General features: G+C 44.2%; 16 protein-coding genes. 14 read left to right on the forward strand and 2 right to left on the reverse strand.

All coding sequences use genetic code 11. From position 1 onward, the window contains the following. Positions 1-178 precede the first annotated feature (178 nt). The 7 genes from D1155_RS07140 to D1155_RS07165 all read left to right on the forward strand — a co-directional run bounded on the left by D1155_RS07140 (position 179) and on the right by D1155_RS07165 (position 8,510). Positions 179-976, forward strand: coding sequence for an acyl-CoA dehydratase activase (locus tag D1155_RS07140; RefSeq protein ID WP_160201706.1), 798 nt, complete (start codon positions 179-181; stop codon positions 974-976). Next, on the forward strand, positions 970-1,131 hold the full coding sequence (locus tag D1155_RS15575) for a hypothetical protein (RefSeq protein WP_201759555.1): 162 nt from the start codon (positions 970-972) through the stop codon (positions 1,129-1,131). Before D1155_RS07140 ends, D1155_RS15575 begins: the two co-directional genes overlap by 7 nt. Then, positions 1,128-1,850: a carbon monoxide dehydrogenase gene (locus D1155_RS07145; protein WP_160201707.1), complete on the forward strand. Its 723-nt coding sequence runs from the start codon at positions 1,128-1,130 to the stop codon at positions 1,848-1,850. The genes D1155_RS15575 and D1155_RS07145 overlap by 4 nt, the downstream gene beginning before the upstream one ends. A 203-nt stretch (positions 1,851-2,053) precedes the next feature. Then, a complete protein-coding gene (carA, locus tag D1155_RS07150; protein WP_160201708.1) occupies positions 2,054-3,154 on the forward strand; it encodes a glutamine-hydrolyzing carbamoyl-phosphate synthase small subunit in 1,101 nt (366 codons plus the stop codon). Then, entirely contained in the window at positions 3,154-6,330 is a 3,177-nt protein-coding gene (gene carB, locus D1155_RS07155; protein WP_160201709.1) for a carbamoyl-phosphate synthase (glutamine-hydrolyzing) large subunit, read from the forward strand. Before carA ends, carB begins: the two co-directional genes overlap by 1 nt. Positions 6,331-6,509: 179 nt before the next feature. Beyond that, a complete protein-coding gene (locus D1155_RS07160; protein WP_347560979.1) occupies positions 6,510-7,886 on the forward strand; it encodes an SLC13 family permease in 1,377 nt (458 codons plus the stop codon). Positions 7,887-7,910: 24 nt separating this feature from the next. Next, on the forward strand, positions 7,911-8,510 hold the full coding sequence (locus tag D1155_RS07165) for a cytidylate kinase-like family protein (RefSeq protein WP_160201710.1): 600 nt from the start codon (positions 7,911-7,913) through the stop codon (positions 8,508-8,510). A 44-nt stretch (positions 8,511-8,554) separates the two neighbouring features. Here D1155_RS07165 and D1155_RS07170 read toward each other — a convergent pair whose 3' ends face one another. Beyond that, the gene (locus tag D1155_RS07170; protein ID WP_160201711.1) at positions 8,555-9,823 is read right to left on the reverse strand and encodes an argininosuccinate synthase; all 1,269 of its coding nucleotides are present in this window, start codon (positions 9,821-9,823) and stop codon (positions 8,555-8,557) included. Between the two features lie 740 nt (positions 9,824-10,563). After that, positions 10,564-11,301 (reverse strand): FCD domain-containing protein, encoded by a 738-nt coding sequence (locus tag D1155_RS07175; protein ID WP_160201712.1) that lies wholly within the window; start codon positions 11,299-11,301, stop codon positions 10,564-10,566. 286 nt (positions 11,302-11,587) lie between these two features. Between D1155_RS07175 and nhaC the strand changes: the two genes are divergently transcribed. From nhaC to D1155_RS07210, 7 genes are all read left to right on the forward strand, one after another. Beyond that, positions 11,588-13,003 (forward strand): Na+/H+ antiporter NhaC, encoded by a 1,416-nt coding sequence (gene nhaC / locus D1155_RS07180; protein WP_160201713.1) that lies wholly within the window; start codon positions 11,588-11,590, stop codon positions 13,001-13,003. 157 nt (positions 13,004-13,160) lie between these two features. Continuing rightward, entirely contained in the window at positions 13,161-14,039 is an 879-nt protein-coding gene (locus tag D1155_RS07185) for a LysR family transcriptional regulator (protein ID WP_160201714.1), read from the forward strand. 143 nt (positions 14,040-14,182) lie between these two features. After that, positions 14,183-16,558, forward strand: coding sequence for a pyruvate formate lyase family protein (locus D1155_RS07190; RefSeq protein ID WP_160201715.1), 2,376 nt, complete (start codon positions 14,183-14,185; stop codon positions 16,556-16,558). A gap of 19 nt (positions 16,559-16,577) precedes the next feature. Next, positions 16,578-17,498 carry a glycyl-radical enzyme activating protein gene (locus D1155_RS07195; RefSeq protein WP_160201716.1) on the forward strand — a complete coding sequence of 307 codons (921 nt, stop codon included), beginning with the start codon at positions 16,578-16,580 and terminating at the stop codon, positions 17,496-17,498. 14 nt (positions 17,499-17,512) lie between these two features. Beyond that, positions 17,513-17,794 (forward strand): antibiotic biosynthesis monooxygenase, encoded by a 282-nt coding sequence (locus tag D1155_RS07200; RefSeq protein WP_160201717.1) that lies wholly within the window; start codon positions 17,513-17,515, stop codon positions 17,792-17,794. Positions 17,795-17,826: 32 nt separating this feature from the next. After that, positions 17,827-18,720 carry an NAD(P)-dependent oxidoreductase gene (locus tag D1155_RS07205; RefSeq protein ID WP_160201718.1) on the forward strand — a complete coding sequence of 298 codons (894 nt, stop codon included), beginning with the start codon at positions 17,827-17,829 and terminating at the stop codon, positions 18,718-18,720. A 148-nt stretch (positions 18,721-18,868) separates the two neighbouring features. Beyond that, entirely contained in the window at positions 18,869-20,329 is a 1,461-nt protein-coding gene (locus tag D1155_RS07210) for an ATP-binding protein (protein WP_160201719.1), read from the forward strand. Positions 20,330-20,418: the final 89 nt, after the last annotated feature.

A 20,418-nucleotide genomic window follows, 5' to 3' on the forward strand; every position in this document is an offset into this window, starting at 1 on the left:
AGTGCTTTAGCACGTGGCACTCTACGACTAGTTCCCACGAGCAGAGCGAGTGGCAAGACGCTAGTCGTATAATGGAGCCCGCCCAATTTCCGCTTGGTGAGTGATGGGAGCTAATAGAAACAAATAAAAACAGTGAAAACAAAACTGTGAAATAACTTAATACAAACGGAGGAAGACGATGAAATATTTTGGCGGCTGTGATGCCGGAAGTACATATACAAAATGCGTGATTCTAGATGAGACTGCAAAAATTGTAGCATCCGTGATTCTAAAAAGCAGAATTAATCCGGTTCTCAGTGCGCAGGATGCGCTGGCTGCTGCGCTGGAACAAATTCCCGAACTGAAAAATGCGGAGGATTTAACCTATTTAGTAGGCACCGGCTATGGCAGAAATAAAGTGCCGTTCGCAGACGAAAACATTTCTGAAATTAGCTGCCATGCCATGGGGGTTCATGCAGCAGCGCCGGATGTGCGTGCGATTATTGATATTGGAGGTCAGGATGTAAAAGGTATCGCTGTTGATACCGATGGAACTGTACTGAATTTTGCAATGAATGATAAATGTGCAGCGGGAACCGGGAGGTTTTTTGAAACGATGGCGCACGCTTTTGAGATGAGCCTGCCGGAGTTTTCAAAACTGTCGCTGGGCGTAAAGAACGCCATTCCAATCACGGCGCAGTGCGCGGTCTTTGCAGAGAGTGAGGTAATCTCCCTCGTAGGGGAGGGAAAGCCCATGGAAGAAATTGCAGCAGGCATTCAGATGTCTGTGGCTAAACGGTGTTTTGTTATGGCAAAGAAAGCCGGCGTGACCGACAGCGTAACTTTAACCGGCGGCTGTGCAAAAAATGAAGGCTTGAAAGCCGCAATCCAAAAAGTTTTGAAGGTAGAAGTTGTCGATTTACCGCTAGACCCGCAGCTGATGGGTGCACTTGGAGCAGCGGAATTTGCAAGGCAGAAAGGAATGGCAAAATGTTAAAAATTGTACTCATGATAGCCTGTATTTTGGCAGTGCTTTTTGTGCTGAGCCTAGTTGTGTTCTTTTTCAATTTAGATATGAAGATGGCAGCAAAGATGGGATCTCTTCTAAATGGGCATTATGACAGAATCAAGCGAGACAGGATGGACGGATGATGAAACTCTACGATGCATTGATTGAGGAGGTTTTATCTTTGACTGGGCAGGCGCAGGTGCAGTCCTGTAGCGGAAAAGCCTGGCAGCAGACAGATGACTTTGAGATGGTGATGAAAAAGGATATGGCATATGAGTTGGGCGGCGGCAGTTTGCCGGCGGTCAGCGGACTTTTCTTTACCTCGGATGAAAGTTTGGTCCCCGAAGACGAGGTGCTGCTTTTTGGTCCAGACCTTCCGCAGCTTGAAACGGATTCATCCTATGCAAGAATTACCCTTTTAAAAGTTGAAGAAAACAGCTTTGCAGGAGAAGATGAGGCTTATGAACAATTGCGTAAGATAGAGTATACAAGGTATCATGTTTTTCCCAGGGGCTATATGATGAGGATTTCTGCTGCAGGTATGCGCGAGCCTGTTCGCATTGCAAAAAAAGCCCTGCGGGAAGGGATGACTTTTGAGAAAGTAGGGCGCTTATTCATAGAGGGATACCATACCCATCCGAAGGTAGAATGCGCCACGATTTTATTCATTACCCAGCCGGATTTTCCCTACGAAAAGTTGGCGATGCTGGCTAAAAAAGGGGAAGAAATCACAGCTTCCCTGCACCGGATTTTCGACAATCTGGTGATGGATTGCAGGGCGTGCAGTCTGAAGCCAGTCTGCGATGAGGTGGAGGGATTGCGCAGTTTACATTTTCAGGCAGCGGGTGTAGCAATGAAATAATATGATTATGAGAAAAGTAATAAAACTTGTGCGATAGAATGTAAGTTTGTGTTCTGCTGCACAAGTTTTTTACTTCGATTGTACTGAAAAAAATCCCAAAACAGCTATTGCATAAATATAAATTTACTGGTATAATCTTCCGTTAGAACGTAATAGAAAACAGCAAGAAACGCAGAATCACTTACAAAGTACAAGGAGGGCAGATGAAAGGACTTATTTATCTAGAAGACGGCAGTATATATAAAGGAAAGGGCTTTGGTGCCAGCACTACCAACGTGGGAGAACTGGTTTTTAACACAGCGATGACCGGGTATCAGAAAACATTGACCGACCCTTCCTATAGTGGACAGATGATTACCATGACCTATCCGCTTTTGGGAAACTACGGGATTAACGATGAAGACTATGAGTCAGAAAAAATTCATGCACTGGGCGCAGTATGCCAGGATTTATGTATGAAACCCAGCAACCATCACAGCGTAAAGACCATTGACCAGTGGTTTTGCGAGCAGGGTGTTCCAGGTGTTTACGGCGTAGACACTAGAGAAATTACGAGAAAGCTCAGAAAGACCGGCAGCCAGAAGTGTGTTATTACCACAGAAGATATTCCCCTCAGTGAAATTAAAAAACTTGCAGAAGAGACAGAACTTTCGACAGACCAGATGAAAACTGCTGGCGTGCAGGAGATACAGACAATAAAAACGCCGGGAAGTGACTTCCACGTAGCAGTGCTGGATTTGGGCGTGAAGCGGAGTATTCTCAAAGAACTGGCAGACCGAGGCTGCAGTATGACCATCTACCCTTACGGTACCAAAGCAAAGACTATTTTGGAGGCAAAGCCTGACGGCGTTTTTCTGACCAATGGCCCAGGGGACCCTGCATCGGCAACGGAAGCGGTAGCCGTTATCGAGAAGCTTATAACCAACAGTAATTATGGCGCGGATTTAATGCCGATTTTCGGTATCTGCATGGGACATCAGCTGATCGCCCTTGCCTGCGGCGGCAGCACCTACAAAATGCAGTACGGACATCGTGGCTGCAATCACGGCGTCTTCGATAAAAATATTGGAAGAAGTTATATCACCAGCCAGAATCACGGCTACGCAGTGCAGCCGCAAAGTATTGTTCTAAAAGGGCTGGAAGCGACCCATCTGAATTTGAATGACGGAAGTGTGGAAGGGATGGCACATCTGTCAAAACCAGTTTTTTCTGTACAGTTTCATCCTGAATCAAATCCAGGTCCAAACGATACTGGATACTTATTCGATCAGTTCATCGACTTAATGAAAGGGGGAAGACTGTAATGCCTAGAGATTTTACCTTAAAGAAAGTTTTAATTATCGGTTCCGGTCCGATTATTATTGGACAAGCAGCAGAGTTTGACTATGCCGGCACGCAGGCGTGCAAAGCTATCAGCGAAGAAGGCATTGAGACTATTCTCATCAACAGCAATCCAGCGACCATTATGACCGATCAGGGAATTGCAGATAAAGTTTATCTGGAACCGATTACAGAAGAAGCTGTGGAACAGATTCTTGCAAAAGAGCGCCCGGATGGCGTGCTGGCAGGGTTTGGCGGACAGACTGGACTAAACCTTGCTATGGCGCTGGACGAAAAAGGTGTCTTTGAGAAATACGGTGTTAGACTTCTTGGCGTCAATAAAGAGTCCATCCATAAAGCCGAAGACAGGGAGGCATTTAAAGCGCTGATGCTGCAGACAGGACATCCCATTCCGCCGAGCACTATCGCAACAAGCCTGGAAGAGTGTAAGGCCTTTGTTGAAGAAATTGGATATCCTGTTATCATCCGTCCTGCATATACGCTTGGCGGCACAGGCGGCGGCATTGCCCACAACGATGAAGAACTGGAACATTTCTGCCAGTTGGGTATGGAGAAAAGTGCTATCGGGCAGATTTTGCTGGAAAAGTCTGTAGCAGGCTGGAAAGAAGTAGAATACGAGGTAATCAGGGACGGCAAGAATAATTGCATCATTATCTGCAGTATGGAAAACTTGGATCCTGTGGGCGTGCATACGGGAGACAGCATCGTCGTAGCGCCGACACAGACTTTGACCGACGGGCAATACCAGATGCTGCGTGACGCATCGCTGTCTATCATCAGAAAGCTGGAAATCGAAGGTGGCTGTAATGTACAGTTTGCGCTGAATCCGGACAAGGATGAATACATCGTCATTGAAGTGAATCCGCGCGTCAGTCGTTCGTCCGCACTTGCATCTAAAGCGGCAGGATATCCTATCGCCAAAATTGCTGCAAAGATTGCCATCGGCTACAGTCTTGATGAACTGAAAAACTACGTGACAGAAGGCTCAAGCGCCTGCTTTGAGCCGGCGCTTGACTACTGTGTTGTAAAATTCCCAAAGTGGCCTTTTGATAAGTTCCGCACTGCCTCCAGAAAACTGGGGACGCAGATGAAAGCCACCGGTGAAATCATGGCAATTGACAGAAACTTTGAGAGTGCCCTCTTAAAAGCAATCGCCTCTTTAGAAACCGAAGGAACCGGTCTGCGGGTGCCGTACGTAACTGGACTTTCTGACAGCCGCCTTATGGAAAAATTGCTTGCCTGCGATGATGAGCGTATATTTTGTATCGCAGAAGCATTCCGGCGCGGACTTGCCGGCGTAGAAGAGATTTTTGAAATGACACAAATTGACCGCTGGTTCCTTTATAAAATTGAGGGCATCGTGTTGATGGAAAAAACGCTGCAGAGCGAAGAAATTACGGCAGATTTAGTCAGAGAGGCAGAACAGCGCGGCTTTACAGACGACGAGATTCTGGGACTGACCGGCATGGAAAGAGAGGTCCTTCAGGATATCAGATTGTATCACGATATTTACCCAGTTTACAAGGTGGTCGATACCTGTGCGGGAGAATTTGACGCAGTCACGCCGTACTACTATTCCAGCTATGGCGGGGAAAATGAAAGTGTAAAGAGTACCCATGAAAAAATTCTGGTTGTCGGCTCCGGTCCCATTCGGATCGGTCAGGGCATTGAATTTGACTACTGCTGTGTGCAAGGCGTGTGGGCTTTGAAGGAACTGGGCTATGAGTCCATTATCATTAACAATAATCCGGAGACGGTCAGCACGGATTTTGATACAGCAGACAAGCTGTATTTTGAACCGCTTCATACAGACGATGTGATGAACGTGATTAAGCAGGAGAGACCGGAAGGCGTGATTCTGCAGTTTGGCGGGCAGACTTCCCTAAATCTTGCATCCAAACTGGCTGCAAGAGGTATTAAAATTTTGGGCACGCAGAATAAATATATCGACCTGGCAGAAGACAGAGAGAAGTTCTCTAATCTTTTGGATTTGTTAGATATCGCAGCACCGAAAGGCTGCGCAGTACGAAACCAGGAGGAAGCCTTTGAAGCGGTAGAAAGACTGGGGTATCCTCTGGTAGTACGCCCGTCCTTTGTCATCGGTGGCAGAGCCATGCAGGTAGTCTATTCCGATGAGGAACTGCGGAAATATCTGAAGGAGGCGGTAAAACTTTCCCACGAGCATCCTGTCCTCATCGACAAATATGTTGAGGGCAAGGAAATTGAGGTAGATGCAGTAGCTGACGGAGAGGATGTCCTGATTCCGGGCATTATGGAACATATCGAGAGAACCGGCGTCCATTCTGGAGACAGCTGTACGGTATATCCGACTTACTCGCTGCCGGAGGAAGTACTGCAGGAACTGCTTTTCGCTACAAAACGCATCTGCCGGGCGCTACATATCGTTGGACTTGTCAATATTCAGTATGTCTGGGACGGCGAACGGATTTATGTTATCGAAGTAAATCCGCGTGCGTCAAGAACGGTGCCGATTCTCAGCAAGGTGACAAAAGTACCGATGGTAAAATTGGCAGTAGCCGTCATGGCTGGCAACAAGCTGGTTGATCTTGGCTATGGCACAGGTATTTACCCTGCACAAAATTACTATGCTGTAAAAGTACCGGTATTCTCCGACGCAAAATTGACCGATGTAGATGTGGCAGTGGGACCTGAGATGAAGTCTACCGGTGAAGTATTAGGTATCGATACCGACCTGGATAAAGCCATCTATAAAGGGTTTCTGGGAACAGGAACACAGATTCCAACAGGAGGCGGCGTGTTCATTTCTCTCAAAGACCATGACAAAACAGAGGAAAGCGTAGCGGTGATAAAGGACTACATGGACATGGGATTTGTTCTATACGCCTCGGCAGGAACGGCGGCATTTTTGAAGGAATATGAAATAAAAGCGGCAGTTACCGATTACAGTGATGTGATCCCTAAAATTTCTGAAGACATTCATATTGTTATTAATACGCCGAAAGCCATCAATAAGATTGGCGCAGATACTTTTCCAATCAGGCGTGCAGCGATTGAGCACGGCTTGCCGGTGCTGACCTGTATGGATACAGCTTGGGCATTTGCAAAAGCAGTGAAACAGAAACAGGAAGGCGCACAGCTGACATACGAAGCGCTGTAATTGATAAAAATAAACATGGGAGGCTGTATCATTTTGAAACAGTCTCTTGTTTATGGTCAATTTTCTGAAAAGAACATTGAAAAAATTGCGGAAAAATGGCATAATAATAAAATATAACATAATACTAGAGAAAGGAATATGCGTAAACCGCGCGACATAGAAGCAGCGCGGCGCATGAAATGAAAATGGAGATATTGGCACCGATTTTGGCGGTATTAATTTTTGTGGGCATGTTTGTCATGATTGTCCTGGAAAAATTTGAACGTCATTACATTACGTTAGTTAGCGGCGCACTGGTTTTAGTACTGGTTTTTGGTCTTTGTATGCGGGATATGGACGCTGTGCTACAAACCCTGAGTCTGGATAGCCTGTTTGAGTCGGGTTTCTGGATTGGAGAAGGCGAAGAAGGCTCTATGGGAATCAACTGGGCAACGATCATTTTTATTACAGGAATGATGGTTATGGTAGAAGGTCTTGGAGAAGCAGGATTCTTCCACTGGCTTTGTCTGCTTCTTGCCAGAATGGTCAACTATCGTGTGACACCGCTTTTAATTTGTTTTATGTGCATTTCTGCAGGACTTGCCATGTTTATCGACAGCATTACCGTAGTACTTTTTTTAGCTGCAGTGACTGTGGATTTGGGAAAACTTCTCAAATTTAATCCGATTCCTATGGTGATTGCAGAAATTTTCTGTGCTAACCTGGGAGGCGCAGCAACCATGAGCGGAGACCCACCGAATATTATTATAGGAACAGCTTTAGGCTATACTTTTACTGACTTTGCCAGAAATACAGGGCTGATTGTAGCAATCTGTTTTGTTGTTATCGTGGCCTACTTCCTTCTCATATTCAGAAAAGAACTGAAAGCAACCGATTCCATGGATAGAAGCGGTTTGTCCTGTCCGGAGCCGGCAACAGCAATTCACAACAAAAAACTGTTTATCTATGCAGTGGTTATTTTCATTGGCGCTATTGTTCTTCTGGTGACCCATGCCCAGACTGGTCTTACTGTTGCCACAATCGGCGTCATTATGGCGGTGGTTACGATACTTGGAATGATCGTGCTGGAAGATAAGAAAAAGACTGCTGAAGTGCTGAAAAAAGTAGACTATAAGACGCTGCTTTTTTTCATCGGACTATTTGTTTCTGTAGGAGGATTAGAGGAAACAGGCATACTGGAACTGATGGCGCAGGGCATTATGAATATCTGTCAAGGCAATATCAAGCTGATTTTACTGGTCATTCTGCTGCTGTCAGCTGTGTGCAGCGCACTAGTGGACAATATTCCGTTTGCAGCAACTATGATTCCGGTGATCAAGTCTATCTCTGCGGCGCAGGGTATCAATCTGTCTATGCTGGCATGGACGTTGGCACTGGGGACCGACTTTGGCGGTAATGCAACACCAATTGGCGCTTCTGCTAATGTGGTGGGAACCTCTATCGCAGCCAAGGAAGGACACCCGATTGGATGGGGCACCTATTGTAAGTACTGCGTACCGGGCACGATTTTAATTATCGGAATATCTCTGTTGTGTCTGTACGCAAGATATGTATAGAGATAAAACAGAAAGGAAATTCCAATGAAAAAACAACTGATTATTACGATTGGAAGAGAAAGCGGAAGCGGCGGACATGAAGTTGCAAAGCAGCTGTCAGAAGCGTTTCGCATTCCGTTTTACGATAAAGAAAAAATCCAGCAGCTTGTCGCCAAGGAAACCGGTTACGAGTTGGAACTGGTAAAGAAGATGGATGAAAAACCTGTAAGTAGACTGTTTTCCAGAAGATTTGATGATTTTTCCACATCCGTGCCCGAACATGTGGCTAGAAAAACCTTTGAAATCGTGCAGACCATGGCGAAAGAAGGGAAATCCTTTGTTCTTGTGGGCCGCTGCGGAGAATATATCCTCCGGGATAATCCTAACATGGTCAGCTTTTTTATCAACGGCAAAAAAGAAGCGAAAATAAAAAGACTGATAGAGACGGAAGGCTGTGACGCCCATGAAGCAGCCGGTCTGATGAAACAGCGCGACGCAGTCAGAAAGACATATCATAACTATTATTGTGATACTAAGTGGGGAGATTCCCGGGGATATAATCTGGTGATTAACTCCTCCGTCCTGGGACTTGAGAAGAGCGTAAAAGTGCTGACAAATTTTGTAGAAGAGTTCATGGAAGGATAAAAGTAAGGCTGCCATGCCGGCAGCCTTAAATTTTTTTGAGGATATTATTCTACGAAAGAACCGCCCTTAAAGATCTTTTTGCCCAGTTCTTTTTGTGCTTCAGGAACGCCCTCCAGGTTTTGCTTCTGGATTGCTCTGATTTTCAGCGGCAGAGAGAATAGGTTGATAAAGCCTTCTGCATCGCTCTGATTGTACACTTCATCTTCGCTAAATGTTGCGAACTCTTCGTTGTATAAGGAATATGGAGATTTACTTGCAACAGGCCAAGCGGTGCCCTTGTAAAGTTTCATCCTTACCGTACCGGTTACCAGCTTTTGTGTTTCGTCTACAAATGCGGAAATGGCTTCACGGAGCGGTGTAAACCAAAGACCGTCGTAAACCAGCTGCGCAAATTTCTGAGAGACAATGTTGCGGTACTGCAGGGTATCTCTGTCTAAAATGAGTTTTTCCAGGTCTTTATGCGCTGCGAATAAAATGGTGCCGCCCGGCGTTTCGTATACGCCTCTGGATTTCATGCCGACCAGACGGTTTTCGATGATATCAATGGTCCCGACGCCGTTCTCGCTGCCTAATTTATTTAACTCGGTTAAAAGCTCAATTGGACCCATTTTCTTTCCATCTATAGCAACAGGGATGCCTTTTTCAAAATCAATTTCTACATAAGTCGGAGTGTCAGGTGCGTCCTCTGGCGTCTTTGAAAGTACGTGGATGTCAGGCTTATGCTCGTTCCATGGGTTTTCCAGATTGCCGCCTTCGTGACTAATGTGCCAGATGTTTTCGTCTCTGGAATAAATTTTTTCTACAGTCTGTGCAATCGGAATGTTGTGCTGATGCGCATATTCAATACACTGTTCACGAGACTGCAGATCCCAGATTCGCCAAGGTGCGATGATTTTGATAGCAGGATTCAGTGCATGAATAGTGGACTCAAAACGAACCTGGTCGTTGCCTTTTCCGGTACAGCCGTGGGCAATGGTAAAAGCACCTTCAGCTTCAGCGATTTCTACCAGTTTCTTCGCCTGCAGCGGTCTTGCCATGGAAGTACCCAGCAGATAGTCGTTTTCATAGATTGCGTCTGCTTTTAAAGTTGGATAGATAAAGTCGGTAATGAATTCTTCCTGAATATCTAATATGTAGGCTTTGTCTGCGCCTGTAGCGTAGGCTTTCTTTTCGATTGCATCGAAGTCCTCCTTCTGCCCAGTATTGCAGCAAACAGCAATGACTTCGCAGTCATAGTGTTCTTTCAGCCATGCGATGATGATGGATGTGTCCAGACCGCCGGAATAGGCAAGGACGATTTTTTCTTTTGCCATAGTGTGTTCCTCCGAATATGTAAATATTTATAATCGTGAATAAAAATTAATCAGTGCATGTAATATACCACACCTGCCTGAATAAATCAAGGATTTTTTGTATTAAAATAATAAAAAATGTAAAAAAATGCATAAAGGCATACAGAATAGACTTGAAAATGATTTTTGCAAAAAATCGGAAGACCCCTGCAAAAATACAATAAAGTTTAACCGCCTATGGCTATAATGTGAAATATAAAGTGAGAAAAGTGCTTGCGGATAAAGTATAGCAGGTACAATAATATTAAACAGGATAGACCTTTGTAGAACATTGAGTGAATTATTAAGGAGGAAAAAAGAAATGAAAAAACTATTAACTTCACTGTTATGCGTAGTGATGGTAATGACGTTCATGCCGGCAATGGCTTTTGTGGCTGATCTGATAATCTTAACACAGACAGGACTGAAATTACTGAAGCAACAACCGAATTGCTTGCAGGAGTTCAGTATAAGCTGGCTCGGGACGTTGAACTGAATCAGCCATTAACAGTAACCGCTAGTGAAACTAATGGGCTCTATGTCAAATGTGAACTGCTACCCGTCAAGTAGGCAATTAAAAAATAATATTTTGACCAGTTGGAGGTGCACTCTAACTGGTGTTTTTATGATACTTGCAGATTTTATGCTAGTGTTATTTTATCAGTGGGAACTCTTAACTACTCTTAAACAAAAAGACCACGCATGATTACGTGGTCAAATTTTTATCTTTCCGATTTTTCTTTTAACATAGCGTACATTTTCAAGTCAGCCTGCAGATGCTCCCGGGTAATTAGCCGAACTTTTTCGCCGTCGTGAACTTTAAATGCTTCGAGAAGTTCTCTGTGCTGGGCGAGTGCGGTATCGCGGAATGTATCAGCGCTGTTTTTTAGAATATAATAAATAGAGTTTATGATGTACTGATTGAAAATGTCATAATATGCAGTCAAAATGCTGGTTACAAGATTGTTTTGGGCTTGCATGCGGATAAACTCATGAAATCTGTAATTGGCTTCGTTCAGAGTAGTCTGGTTACCGACACACTGTTCACACTCCTCCATGAGAAGTTCCAGTTGTGCGATACCGGCATCATCGATTTTTTGAGCTGCGAGACAGGCTGCTTCCGGTTCAAAAGCAGAAATAAATTCCACCATCTCCTTGGTGGAAGCAAGTTCCAAAGTTGCGGTGAAATTTCCTTGTTTTGCAATGGTATCCCGACACTTTACGTAGGTGCCGTGTTTGGTTCGCTCGATAAAGCCTTGTGTATCTAGCTTCTTGTAAGCATCTCGTAGAGTTCCTCTGCTGACATTGAGAATTTTACAGAACTCATTTTCGTTGGGAAAGACAAAGCCGTCCTCAAATTCCTCATGCGTAATCATCTGTTTAATCTTTTCTGCCAGATAGTCGGATTGTGTTTTATATTGGGTAAATGCAAGTTTGCTTAATAGTGCTGTTTTTTCCATGTATGCCTCCGCAAGGGTTCTTAATTCTTGACATAGTATATCGGTTAAACAATTTATCGTCAAGGCGCAAAACGGATTTTTGCCAGATTTAATTGCCCGATTTGTCAAGGTCATATTAACAAATGGACGCTATGCAAGGAGCGGCTGTAACAGATATAATGTTGTCAGACAACATACATGTCGAATGTGTATACATATTCATAAAATCAATATGGGTGTAGAGAAAAGAGAATTGCTTTTATCCAAAAAAATCAATTAATTTATGTAAAAGTTTGAGGAGAAAACTATGGAAAAGAAAATTAAAGCTCCAACTTTCCTGGCGGCAATCTCCATCATGATTATCGTCGTAGCGATTCTGATGGCCAGTCTGCTGTGGCTGAACATTGATATTCGTATCGCTCTTATGTTTGCGATTATTGTCGCAAGTGCTTATGCAATGTTTCTAGGCTATAAATGGGATGATATCCAGAAGATGATGATGGATGGCGTTTACAGTATGCTGATTGCTACGTTTATTCTGCTGCTAATTGGTGCAGTTATCGCAACTTGGATTGCGTCTGGTACAATTCCGTACATCATCTATATCGGATTAAAAATTATCAACCCTAAGTTTTTCCTGATTTGCGCTTGTATCGCAAGCTCATTCATGTCCATCGCCTGCGGCAGCTCATGGTCTTCTGCGGGTACTGTAGGTATCGCATTTATGGGTATCGGAGCAGGTCTTGGTATTAATCCGGCATTTACTGCAGGTGCAGTCGTTTCCGGTTCCTACTTCGGAGATAAAATGTCACCGTTCTCAGATACAACAAATCTGGCTTCCGCGATGTCCGGCGTTTCGCTGTTCTCCCACATGGGCTCCATGCTGTGGACAACAGTACCAGCTTACATCATTGCGATTATCATGTACGGTGTTTTAGGCTTTACAACTGTAGCAAAGGGTACAGTTGATGAATCCACTGTTAATATGTATCTGGACAATCTGGATGCTAACTTCAACCTGAGTCCTGTGTGCCTGCTGCCAATCGTTGTACTGCTTGTAGTTGTAATCAAGAAGGCACCGGCTATTCCGGGACTGGTAGTTTCCGCACTGCTCGGCGCTGTTATGGCTATGATTCTGCAGGGAACTTCCTTTGTAGATATTTCCAACATTATGTACAATGGTTATTCCATCGAATCCGGCGTTGCTGACATCGACAGACTGCTCAACAGAGGCGGCCTCTCCAGCATGCTGTGGACTGTAGCACTGTATTTCTTTGCCTGCGTGCTGGGCAACATTTTGGACGTAACAGGTGTACTGCGTACAGTTCTTGAAAAGGTTGCAGGTATTACAAAGAGAGCAAGCACGCTGGTTACTGCTACACTGGCATCGTCTTTCCTGATGCAGGCGTTGACTGGATCTTTGGAAAGCTCCATGCTGATTAACTCCAAGCTGTTCGCACCTGCATATGACGACCTCGAAATTGACAGAAAGGTACTGTCTAGATCCCTGGAAGATACTGGTACTATGTGTGCCGCATTGATTCCTTGGAACTCTAACGGTATGTACATGGCAAGCACCTTAGGTGTTGCAACATTATCCTATCTGCCATACTGTTTCTTAGGTTGGCTAACACCAGCAGTCGCACTGGTTCTGGCTTGGACCGGCATTGGTATCTTCTATAAAAACGGAAAGAAACCGGCTAAGAAGGCAAGAGCAAACTAATTAAATAACTCGTTTATTTTTTCAAAAACTTATTGGGAGCAGGGCTGGTGCCTGCTCCCCCTTTTTTACTTTATTATAGCGATGATTTAATATGAATTGAATTTTCAGGGTTGAACATGTATAATCTACGTAACCGCAGACTGAAAGGGGTGAACCGATGGATTTAAAGAAATACGAAGTATTGCTCAAGGTGGTCGATCGAGGCAGTATTAATAATGTTAGCTATGATTTGGGATACACCCATTCGGGGATTTCCAAAATGCTCAACAGTATGGAAACAGAACTGGGCTTTCCTATTATAAAAAGAAGCAATAAAGGCATCAGCCTGACTTCTGAAGGAGAGCGGCTGATGCCGATGATAAGACGGATTGTTAAGGAAAGTGAAAAACTGGAAACAGAAATTGCACTAATCAACGGTCTGGAAAAGGGCACGATTCGAATCGGGGGATTTCCAACGACGGCATATGTTTTGCTCCCGAGCATTTTAAAGGAATTTTGCAAGCGATATCCTAAAATTCAGGTGGAGGTTTTAGAGGAACATAGCGTAGATGTGCTGGAGCAGTGGCTCAACCGTGGCATTATTGATATCGGACTTTTCAGCAGGCAGCCTTATCACAATTTTGACTGGTTCGGCGAGCGCAGAGATGAGTATGTGGCGCTGCTGCCTAAGGGACATCCGCTGACTCTAAATGAAATTGTGACTTTAGAGCACCTCTTTAAAGAACGGGTTATTCTTTTTAAATCTCATAAAGGATTTGATCAGGACATCATTCAGCTGATGAGATATATAGATCTCAATCAGGATTTAGGCGGATACACCTTCAATTCGGATTTTACAGTAATCCGTATGGTGGAGGAGAACGGTTTTGTGACGCTGGTTCCAAAGCTGATTGCTGAATACGCAGTTTCCGGCTTTGCAGTAGAATACAGACCGATCGACAGAGAACTTCATAGAAGTATTGGTTTTGCGGTAAAATCCAAAAGTGATATTTCGCCGTCTGTGAAGAAGTTTCTCGCTCTTATAAAAGAAGGATAAACGCTTTTCCATGATACAAATTGTCACGGTGAACATGAGATTTCTCCGCTACCTTGTGAATGAATTATCAAGTATGATTTAGGTAATAAAACTTAAATCATACTTTTTTAATTTATAAACCACTGAAGAGAAGGAGAAAGACTATGAACCGAGACAGAATTGAGATGATGAATGATCGTCTGAAAAATTCTAAACCGCAGCTGGATACCGAAAGGGCTAAGCTGGTAACGGAAGCTTATGCTAAATTTGCAACCTACACACCAGTACTTCGCAGAGCGCACGCTTTTGCATATATTCTGGATAATATGGAAGCCAACATGCAGGATGGAGAGCTGATTGTAGGCAGCCAGACCAAAAGGGTCAGAGGTGTTCCTGTATTCCCTGAATTTGGTGCAAAGTGGGTTATCGATGAAATTGATATGTTCCCAGTACGCGGCACTGACCCGATTGTAGTACCGGCTGAAACAAAGGCAGAACTGCTTCCAATCCTGGAAAGCTGGGGAGAAAATACCTTTGATATACAGTCAACTGCAGCACTTGATGATTACGTGCTGAAAGCGCAGGATTGTGGTGTATTGTCAGTTGGTGCGAGAACTACAGGTATGGGACATATTTCCCCTGATTATCCGAGCATTTTGCCGGTAGGTCTGAAAGGTATTATTGCCCGTTCCAAAGAAATGATTGAAAAAACCCAGGTGCTGACTCCGGAAGACAGCAGAAAAATCGATTTCTGGAATGCAAACATCATTTCCTGCGAGGCAGTTATCAGATTTGCACACAAATTCTCTGATCAGGCTGCAAAACTGGCAGAAGCAGAAACAGACCCTAAGAGAAAAGCAGAACTTTTGAAAATTGCAGATGTATGCTCTAACGTTCCTGAAAATGAGCCGAGAGATTTCTGGGAAGCGCTGCAGTTTGTTTGGTTCCTGCAGCTGACGATTCAGATTGAAGACAACGGTCATTCCATTGCGGTGGGCAGACTGGATCAGAATCTGTATCCTTATTATAAGAAATCTGTTATCGAAGGCGATATGGCAGCAGAAGATGCAGAAGAATTGCTGGCAGCTTTATACATCAAGTGCACAGAAATGCTGAAACTGCGTGACAGTTTTGACTCCCTGGGCTTTGCAGCATATCCGATGTGGCAGCAGATGGCAATTGGCGGGCTGACCAGAGACGGCAAAGATGCAACCAACGAGTTGACTTATGCAGTATTTAACGCATGGGATCTTGTTAAGACTGTACAGCCGACCATGGCATTGCGTGTAAACGATAATACACCAAAGGAACTGATGGATGTCGCTCTTGGCATGGTGCAGAAGGGTTATGCGATTCCGGCGTTCTACAATGACAACATGATTGCAAATGCACTGAAAAACAAAGGTGCAACAGAAGAAGATTCCAGAGATTGGACGATTCACGGCTGTGTAGAGCCTTATGTGCAGGGCAAAACTGACGGCAGACCAAACGTGGGATATATCAATGCTGCAAAATGTATCGAACTGGTATTAAACAATGGTTATGATCCAGTTGCAAAATGTGAGATGGGTCTGAAAACCGGCGATCCTGATACTTTCACCAGTGTGAAAGATTTTGAAGAAGCGCTGCACAAGCAGATTGTACACTTTGTAAAGGTAATGTGCGAAGCTTACACAAAGGTTTGCGCAATGCACGCACTGTATGTTCCAAAGGGATATGCTTCTGCACTGGTGACTGACTGCATCGGCAGAGGAAAGTCTCTGGAAGAAGGCGGCGCATTATACAACAGTTCCGGCGTATTCCTGGTTGCTATGGCAAACGGCGCTGATTGCTTGGAAGCAATCGATTATGTAGTCTTCCAGGAAAAGATGATGAAAGCCAGCGAATTTAACGAAATTCTTCACAACAACTATGAAGGCAATGAAAGACTGCGCAATATCATCTTAAACAAAGTTGATAAATACGGTAACGATAAAGAGAGAGTTGACGGTTATGCAAATCGTATGATTCGCGCTTACAATGCTGAAATGGTCAAGTATCGTGACAGCCGCGGCGGCACTTACGAAAACTGCATTCTGTCTACATCCTTCAACGTACTGCAGGGTAAGACCATCGGTGCGACACCTGACGGCAGATTGGCAGGTGAGCCTGTATCCGACAACGCTTCCCCAATGGTAGGAAGAGACGTAACCAGCCCGACTGCAACTATCAAGTCTGTTGCGTCCATCGACCAGTGTGACTGCAACAACGGCGCACTGTTCAACATTAAATTTGACCCGAACATTGTGCAGGGAGAAGAAGGCAAAGAGATTTTGAGAAATGTGATTCAGTCTTACTTTGACATGGACGGCGAACACATTCAGATCAACGTAGTAGATGCAGGAACACTGGAAGCTGCGCAGGAAAGTCCTGAGGACTATAAGAACCTGCTGGTTCGTGTAGCTGGATATTCCGCATACTTCATCGAACTGGACAGAGAAGTACAGAATAATATCATCGGCAGAACAGCGCACAAAAATGTAGGCTGCGGCTGCTGCTAATGATTTGGAGGCAGATTGAATGAACAAAGGAACCGTTTTTAATATACAGAAAATGTCCATTCACGATGGGCCGGGCATCCGAACTACAGTGTTTTTTAAAGGGTGCCCCCTAAACTGCCTTTGGTGTTCCAATCCTGAAAGCCAGCGCGTCGAAAAAGAAGTGGCGTGCTTTCAGACAAGATGTGTAAAGTGCGGTTATTGCGCAGAGGTCTGTCCGAAGGGACTGATTGAAAGAAAACCGCCTTTTGAAATCACAGGTCGCAGTGAATGCGACCTGTGTGGCATTTGTGTCAAGGAATGCTGCACCAATGGAAAGAAAGTGGTTGGAGAAGATTATACCGTGGAGGAACTGCTCCACGAAATATTGAAGGATAAGAATTTTTATGACTCTTCCAACGGCGGAGTAACCTTTTCCGGAGGCGAGCCTCTGATGCAGCATGAATTTTTGGTAGAAATGCTAAAGGCATGCAAAGAGAACGGCATACATACAGCCATTGAAACCACTGGATTTGGAAAGGCTGAGGATTTGCTTTCAGCAGCGGAGCACCTGGACCTTGTATTCTTTGATGTGAAACACATGAACGACGAAAGACATCAGGAGATTACAGGCGTTTCCAACAAGCTAATTTTAGAAAATTTGGCAGCCCTTGCATCTCGCCATGACAATATTATTGTAAGAATTCCGGTCGTTCCGGGAATCAACGACGATGATATTAACATTGCAAAAACTGCGGAATATATTACTTCGGCAGGCATCAGCCAGCTGGAACTTTTGCCGTATCACAATTTGGGTGAGGTAAAGTACGGTCAGATTGGAAGGACCTACGAACTGTCAGAGGTGAAGACGCCAAGCGAGGAGCGTATGGCGCAGCTTGCAGACGTTGCAAAAGCGGGGGCAAAGGGCAGTCCGCTGGAAGTCAGCGTGATGAAATCCTTGTAAGGAAGGAGAAAAAGATGTATAATTTACTCGTAACTTATACTGCAAAGGATGAGCAGACGCTTCGCGCCTTTTATCAGGAAGTCGAAGCTGCTGGCATTATCAGTGAAACTCATAAGGAAGAGGGGAATCTTCGCTACGATTATTATTTTTCCTGTGAAAGAGCCAATGAAATTCTAATTGTAGAAAAATGGGTGGACAAAGCTGCGCAAGTTTATCACGACGAATTGCCTCATCTGATTGCTTTGGGAAAGATAAAAGAAAAATATGGCATAGAGACTGCATTTGAAGAACTGTAAGCGCTTAAAATGCAGGGAAATCGGAGTTTGCAATGAAAAAGTTTGATTTACTTGTCATGGTCGACAATACTGGAATTGCTGAATTTGTGCTGCCGCAGCTAGCGCAGATGGCAGAACGAGTTATTTATTATGAGGATTTTCCGACGGAAGAGGACGTGATTTTGCAGCGAATTAAGGACGCTGACGCTGTTTTGGTGTCTTGGAACACAGCGCTTTCAAAAGACATTCTGTCGCAGTGTCCGAACCTTAAGTATGTTGGACTGTGCTGCACCTATTTTAATGATGATTCCTGCAATGTGGACACTGCTTACTGCAGAGAGAATGGAATTGTGGTAAGTGGAGTCAGCCATTATGGTGATTATGGTGTAGTGGAATTTGTCATCAGTGAACTGGTCCAGATGGTAAAGGGGCTTGGAAAAATTTCTTTCTATGAGGAGCAGAGAGAGCTGCGTGGCATGAAACTTGGCATTATTGGACTTGGAACTGTTGGTACGATGGTGGCTGAGGCGGCTGATTTCTTCGGTATGGAGGTTTCTTACTATAATCGAAGAGAAAAAGAAGATTGCCCTTATACATATAGGGAGAAGGAAGATCTCTTTGCAGAAAGCGATATAATTTTGACCAGCATTCCCCGCAATCAGATTGTTGTCGGAGAGGAAGAGTTTGCGCTGATGGGAAACCACAAAATTTTTATCAACGTGGGTGTGGGACCGTCTTTTAATCAGGACGCCTTTGAGCGCTGGCTTGCAGAAGGAAACTATGCGATCCTTGACTCCGGCTCTATTCATAAGGAGAAACGACAGTGGTATAAAGCCCAGGAACGTATTTCTATTCCTGACCATGTGGCGGGATTCACGTGGAATGCGAGAAAACGGCTTGGGGAAAAAGCTGTGCAGAATATTAGGGACTACTTTAATACACTTTAAGTGAGACTGCAGACCTTTTAATAAGGCTGCAGTTTTGTTGTGGGAAAATACTTTTGCAAAATTCCTTGCTGTCTTTAGAAAAATCGGGTATAATAATACTAAATTTAGATTTAGTAAATTTGGATTTAGTCATTAAAGGGAGGATCATATGTTCATAGGAAGAGAAGCGGAACTGAAGTTTTTAAACGATAAATATGGGACTGAGGGCGGACAGCTGATTGTTTTGTACGGCAGGCGACGTATAGGTAAAACTGAAACGCTGAGAGAGTTCTGCAAGGGGAAACCTCACGTCTTTTTTTCCTGTACCCAGACGACCGATCCAATGCAGCTTGCAAAGTTTTCCAAACAGCTGCTCAGAGAGGATATCCCTGCGAAGAAGTATATAACGGAGTTTTCTGATTGGGAGAATGTATTTCGTGCAATATTAGATTTGCCTTATGGGCCGGAGAAGAAGCTGGTCGTTATAGATGAATTTCCTTATATGTGCCGGACCAACCGCAGTATTCCCTCTATTTTACAGAACCTTTGGGACAGTGAATTAAAGGAAAGGAATGTCATGATAATTCTGTGCGGAAGTTCTATGAGCTTTATTGAAAAAGAACTGCTTGCTGAGAAAAATCCGTTATATGGAAGAGCAACGGGAATTTATAAGATGGAAGAAATGGGCTTTTATGACGTTGTGAAATTTTTCCCAAATTACTCCGAGGGAGATAAAGTTACTGCTTACGCGGTACTTGGCGGAGTACCACATTACCTGAAGCAATGGAGTCCGAACCTTACGATAGAAGAAAACATTAAGCGGAATATCTTATCCAAAGGCTGCGTGCTATACAGTGAAGTGGATTTTTTGCTGCACCAGGAACTTCGTGAAACGCCGATATACAATTCTATCATTGAGGCAGTTGCTTTGGGGAGTACAAAGCTGAACGAAATCAGCCAGAAGTCTCTTGTCGAAGATACGGCAAAGACCAGCGTTTATCTGAAAAATCTTATAGAGCTTGGAATCGTTGAGCGGGAGTTTTCAGTGGATACAGGGCTAAAGGAAAAGGCAAATACCAGTAGGGGGATTTATCGTTTAACTGACCATTTCTTTAGATTTTGGTATGCTTTTGGATTTGCTAACTTTTCTCAGCTTGAAGACGGCGATGTGGATGGCGTATATGAATATATCGTAAAGCCTGCATTACACAGGTTTGTATCCTTTGCTTTTGAAGATATCTGCAAGGAGTATTTAAAAGAACTGCAGAAGCAGCATGCACTCCCATTCCGCTATGCAAAGCTTGGACGCTGGATGGGAAAAACTACAGTTCGCAATAAAAATGCACATGGCGGCTTGCGAACTGCAGAAACAGAGATTGATATTCTTGGAATCAGTCAGGACGCAGATAAGTATTTGGTCTGCGAATGTAAGTTTAAAAACAGTCTATTTGATTATTCGGACTACCTTGACGTTTCGGCAAAGCTCACACCGCTTAAAGAAAAGGCGAGATTTCACTACGCGCTTTTTTCTGAAAGTGGATTTGATAAGAAACTTGTAGAGCTTGCGGCGGCAAATCCGGAGACGGTGCGTCTTTATTCCCTTGAAACAATCGTAAATCTACCGGTTTAGGAAATTCCTAAACCCGCTGGGCGTTATGCCGTGCTTTTCCCGAAACACGTTAGTGAAATATCCCGATGAAGAAAAGCCGGCGCGAAGGG

This window comes from Anaerotruncus sp. 80, assembly GCF_009936115.1.
Lineage (GTDB): Bacteria > Bacillota > Clostridia > Peptostreptococcales > Anaerovoracaceae > Senimuribacter > Senimuribacter intestinalis.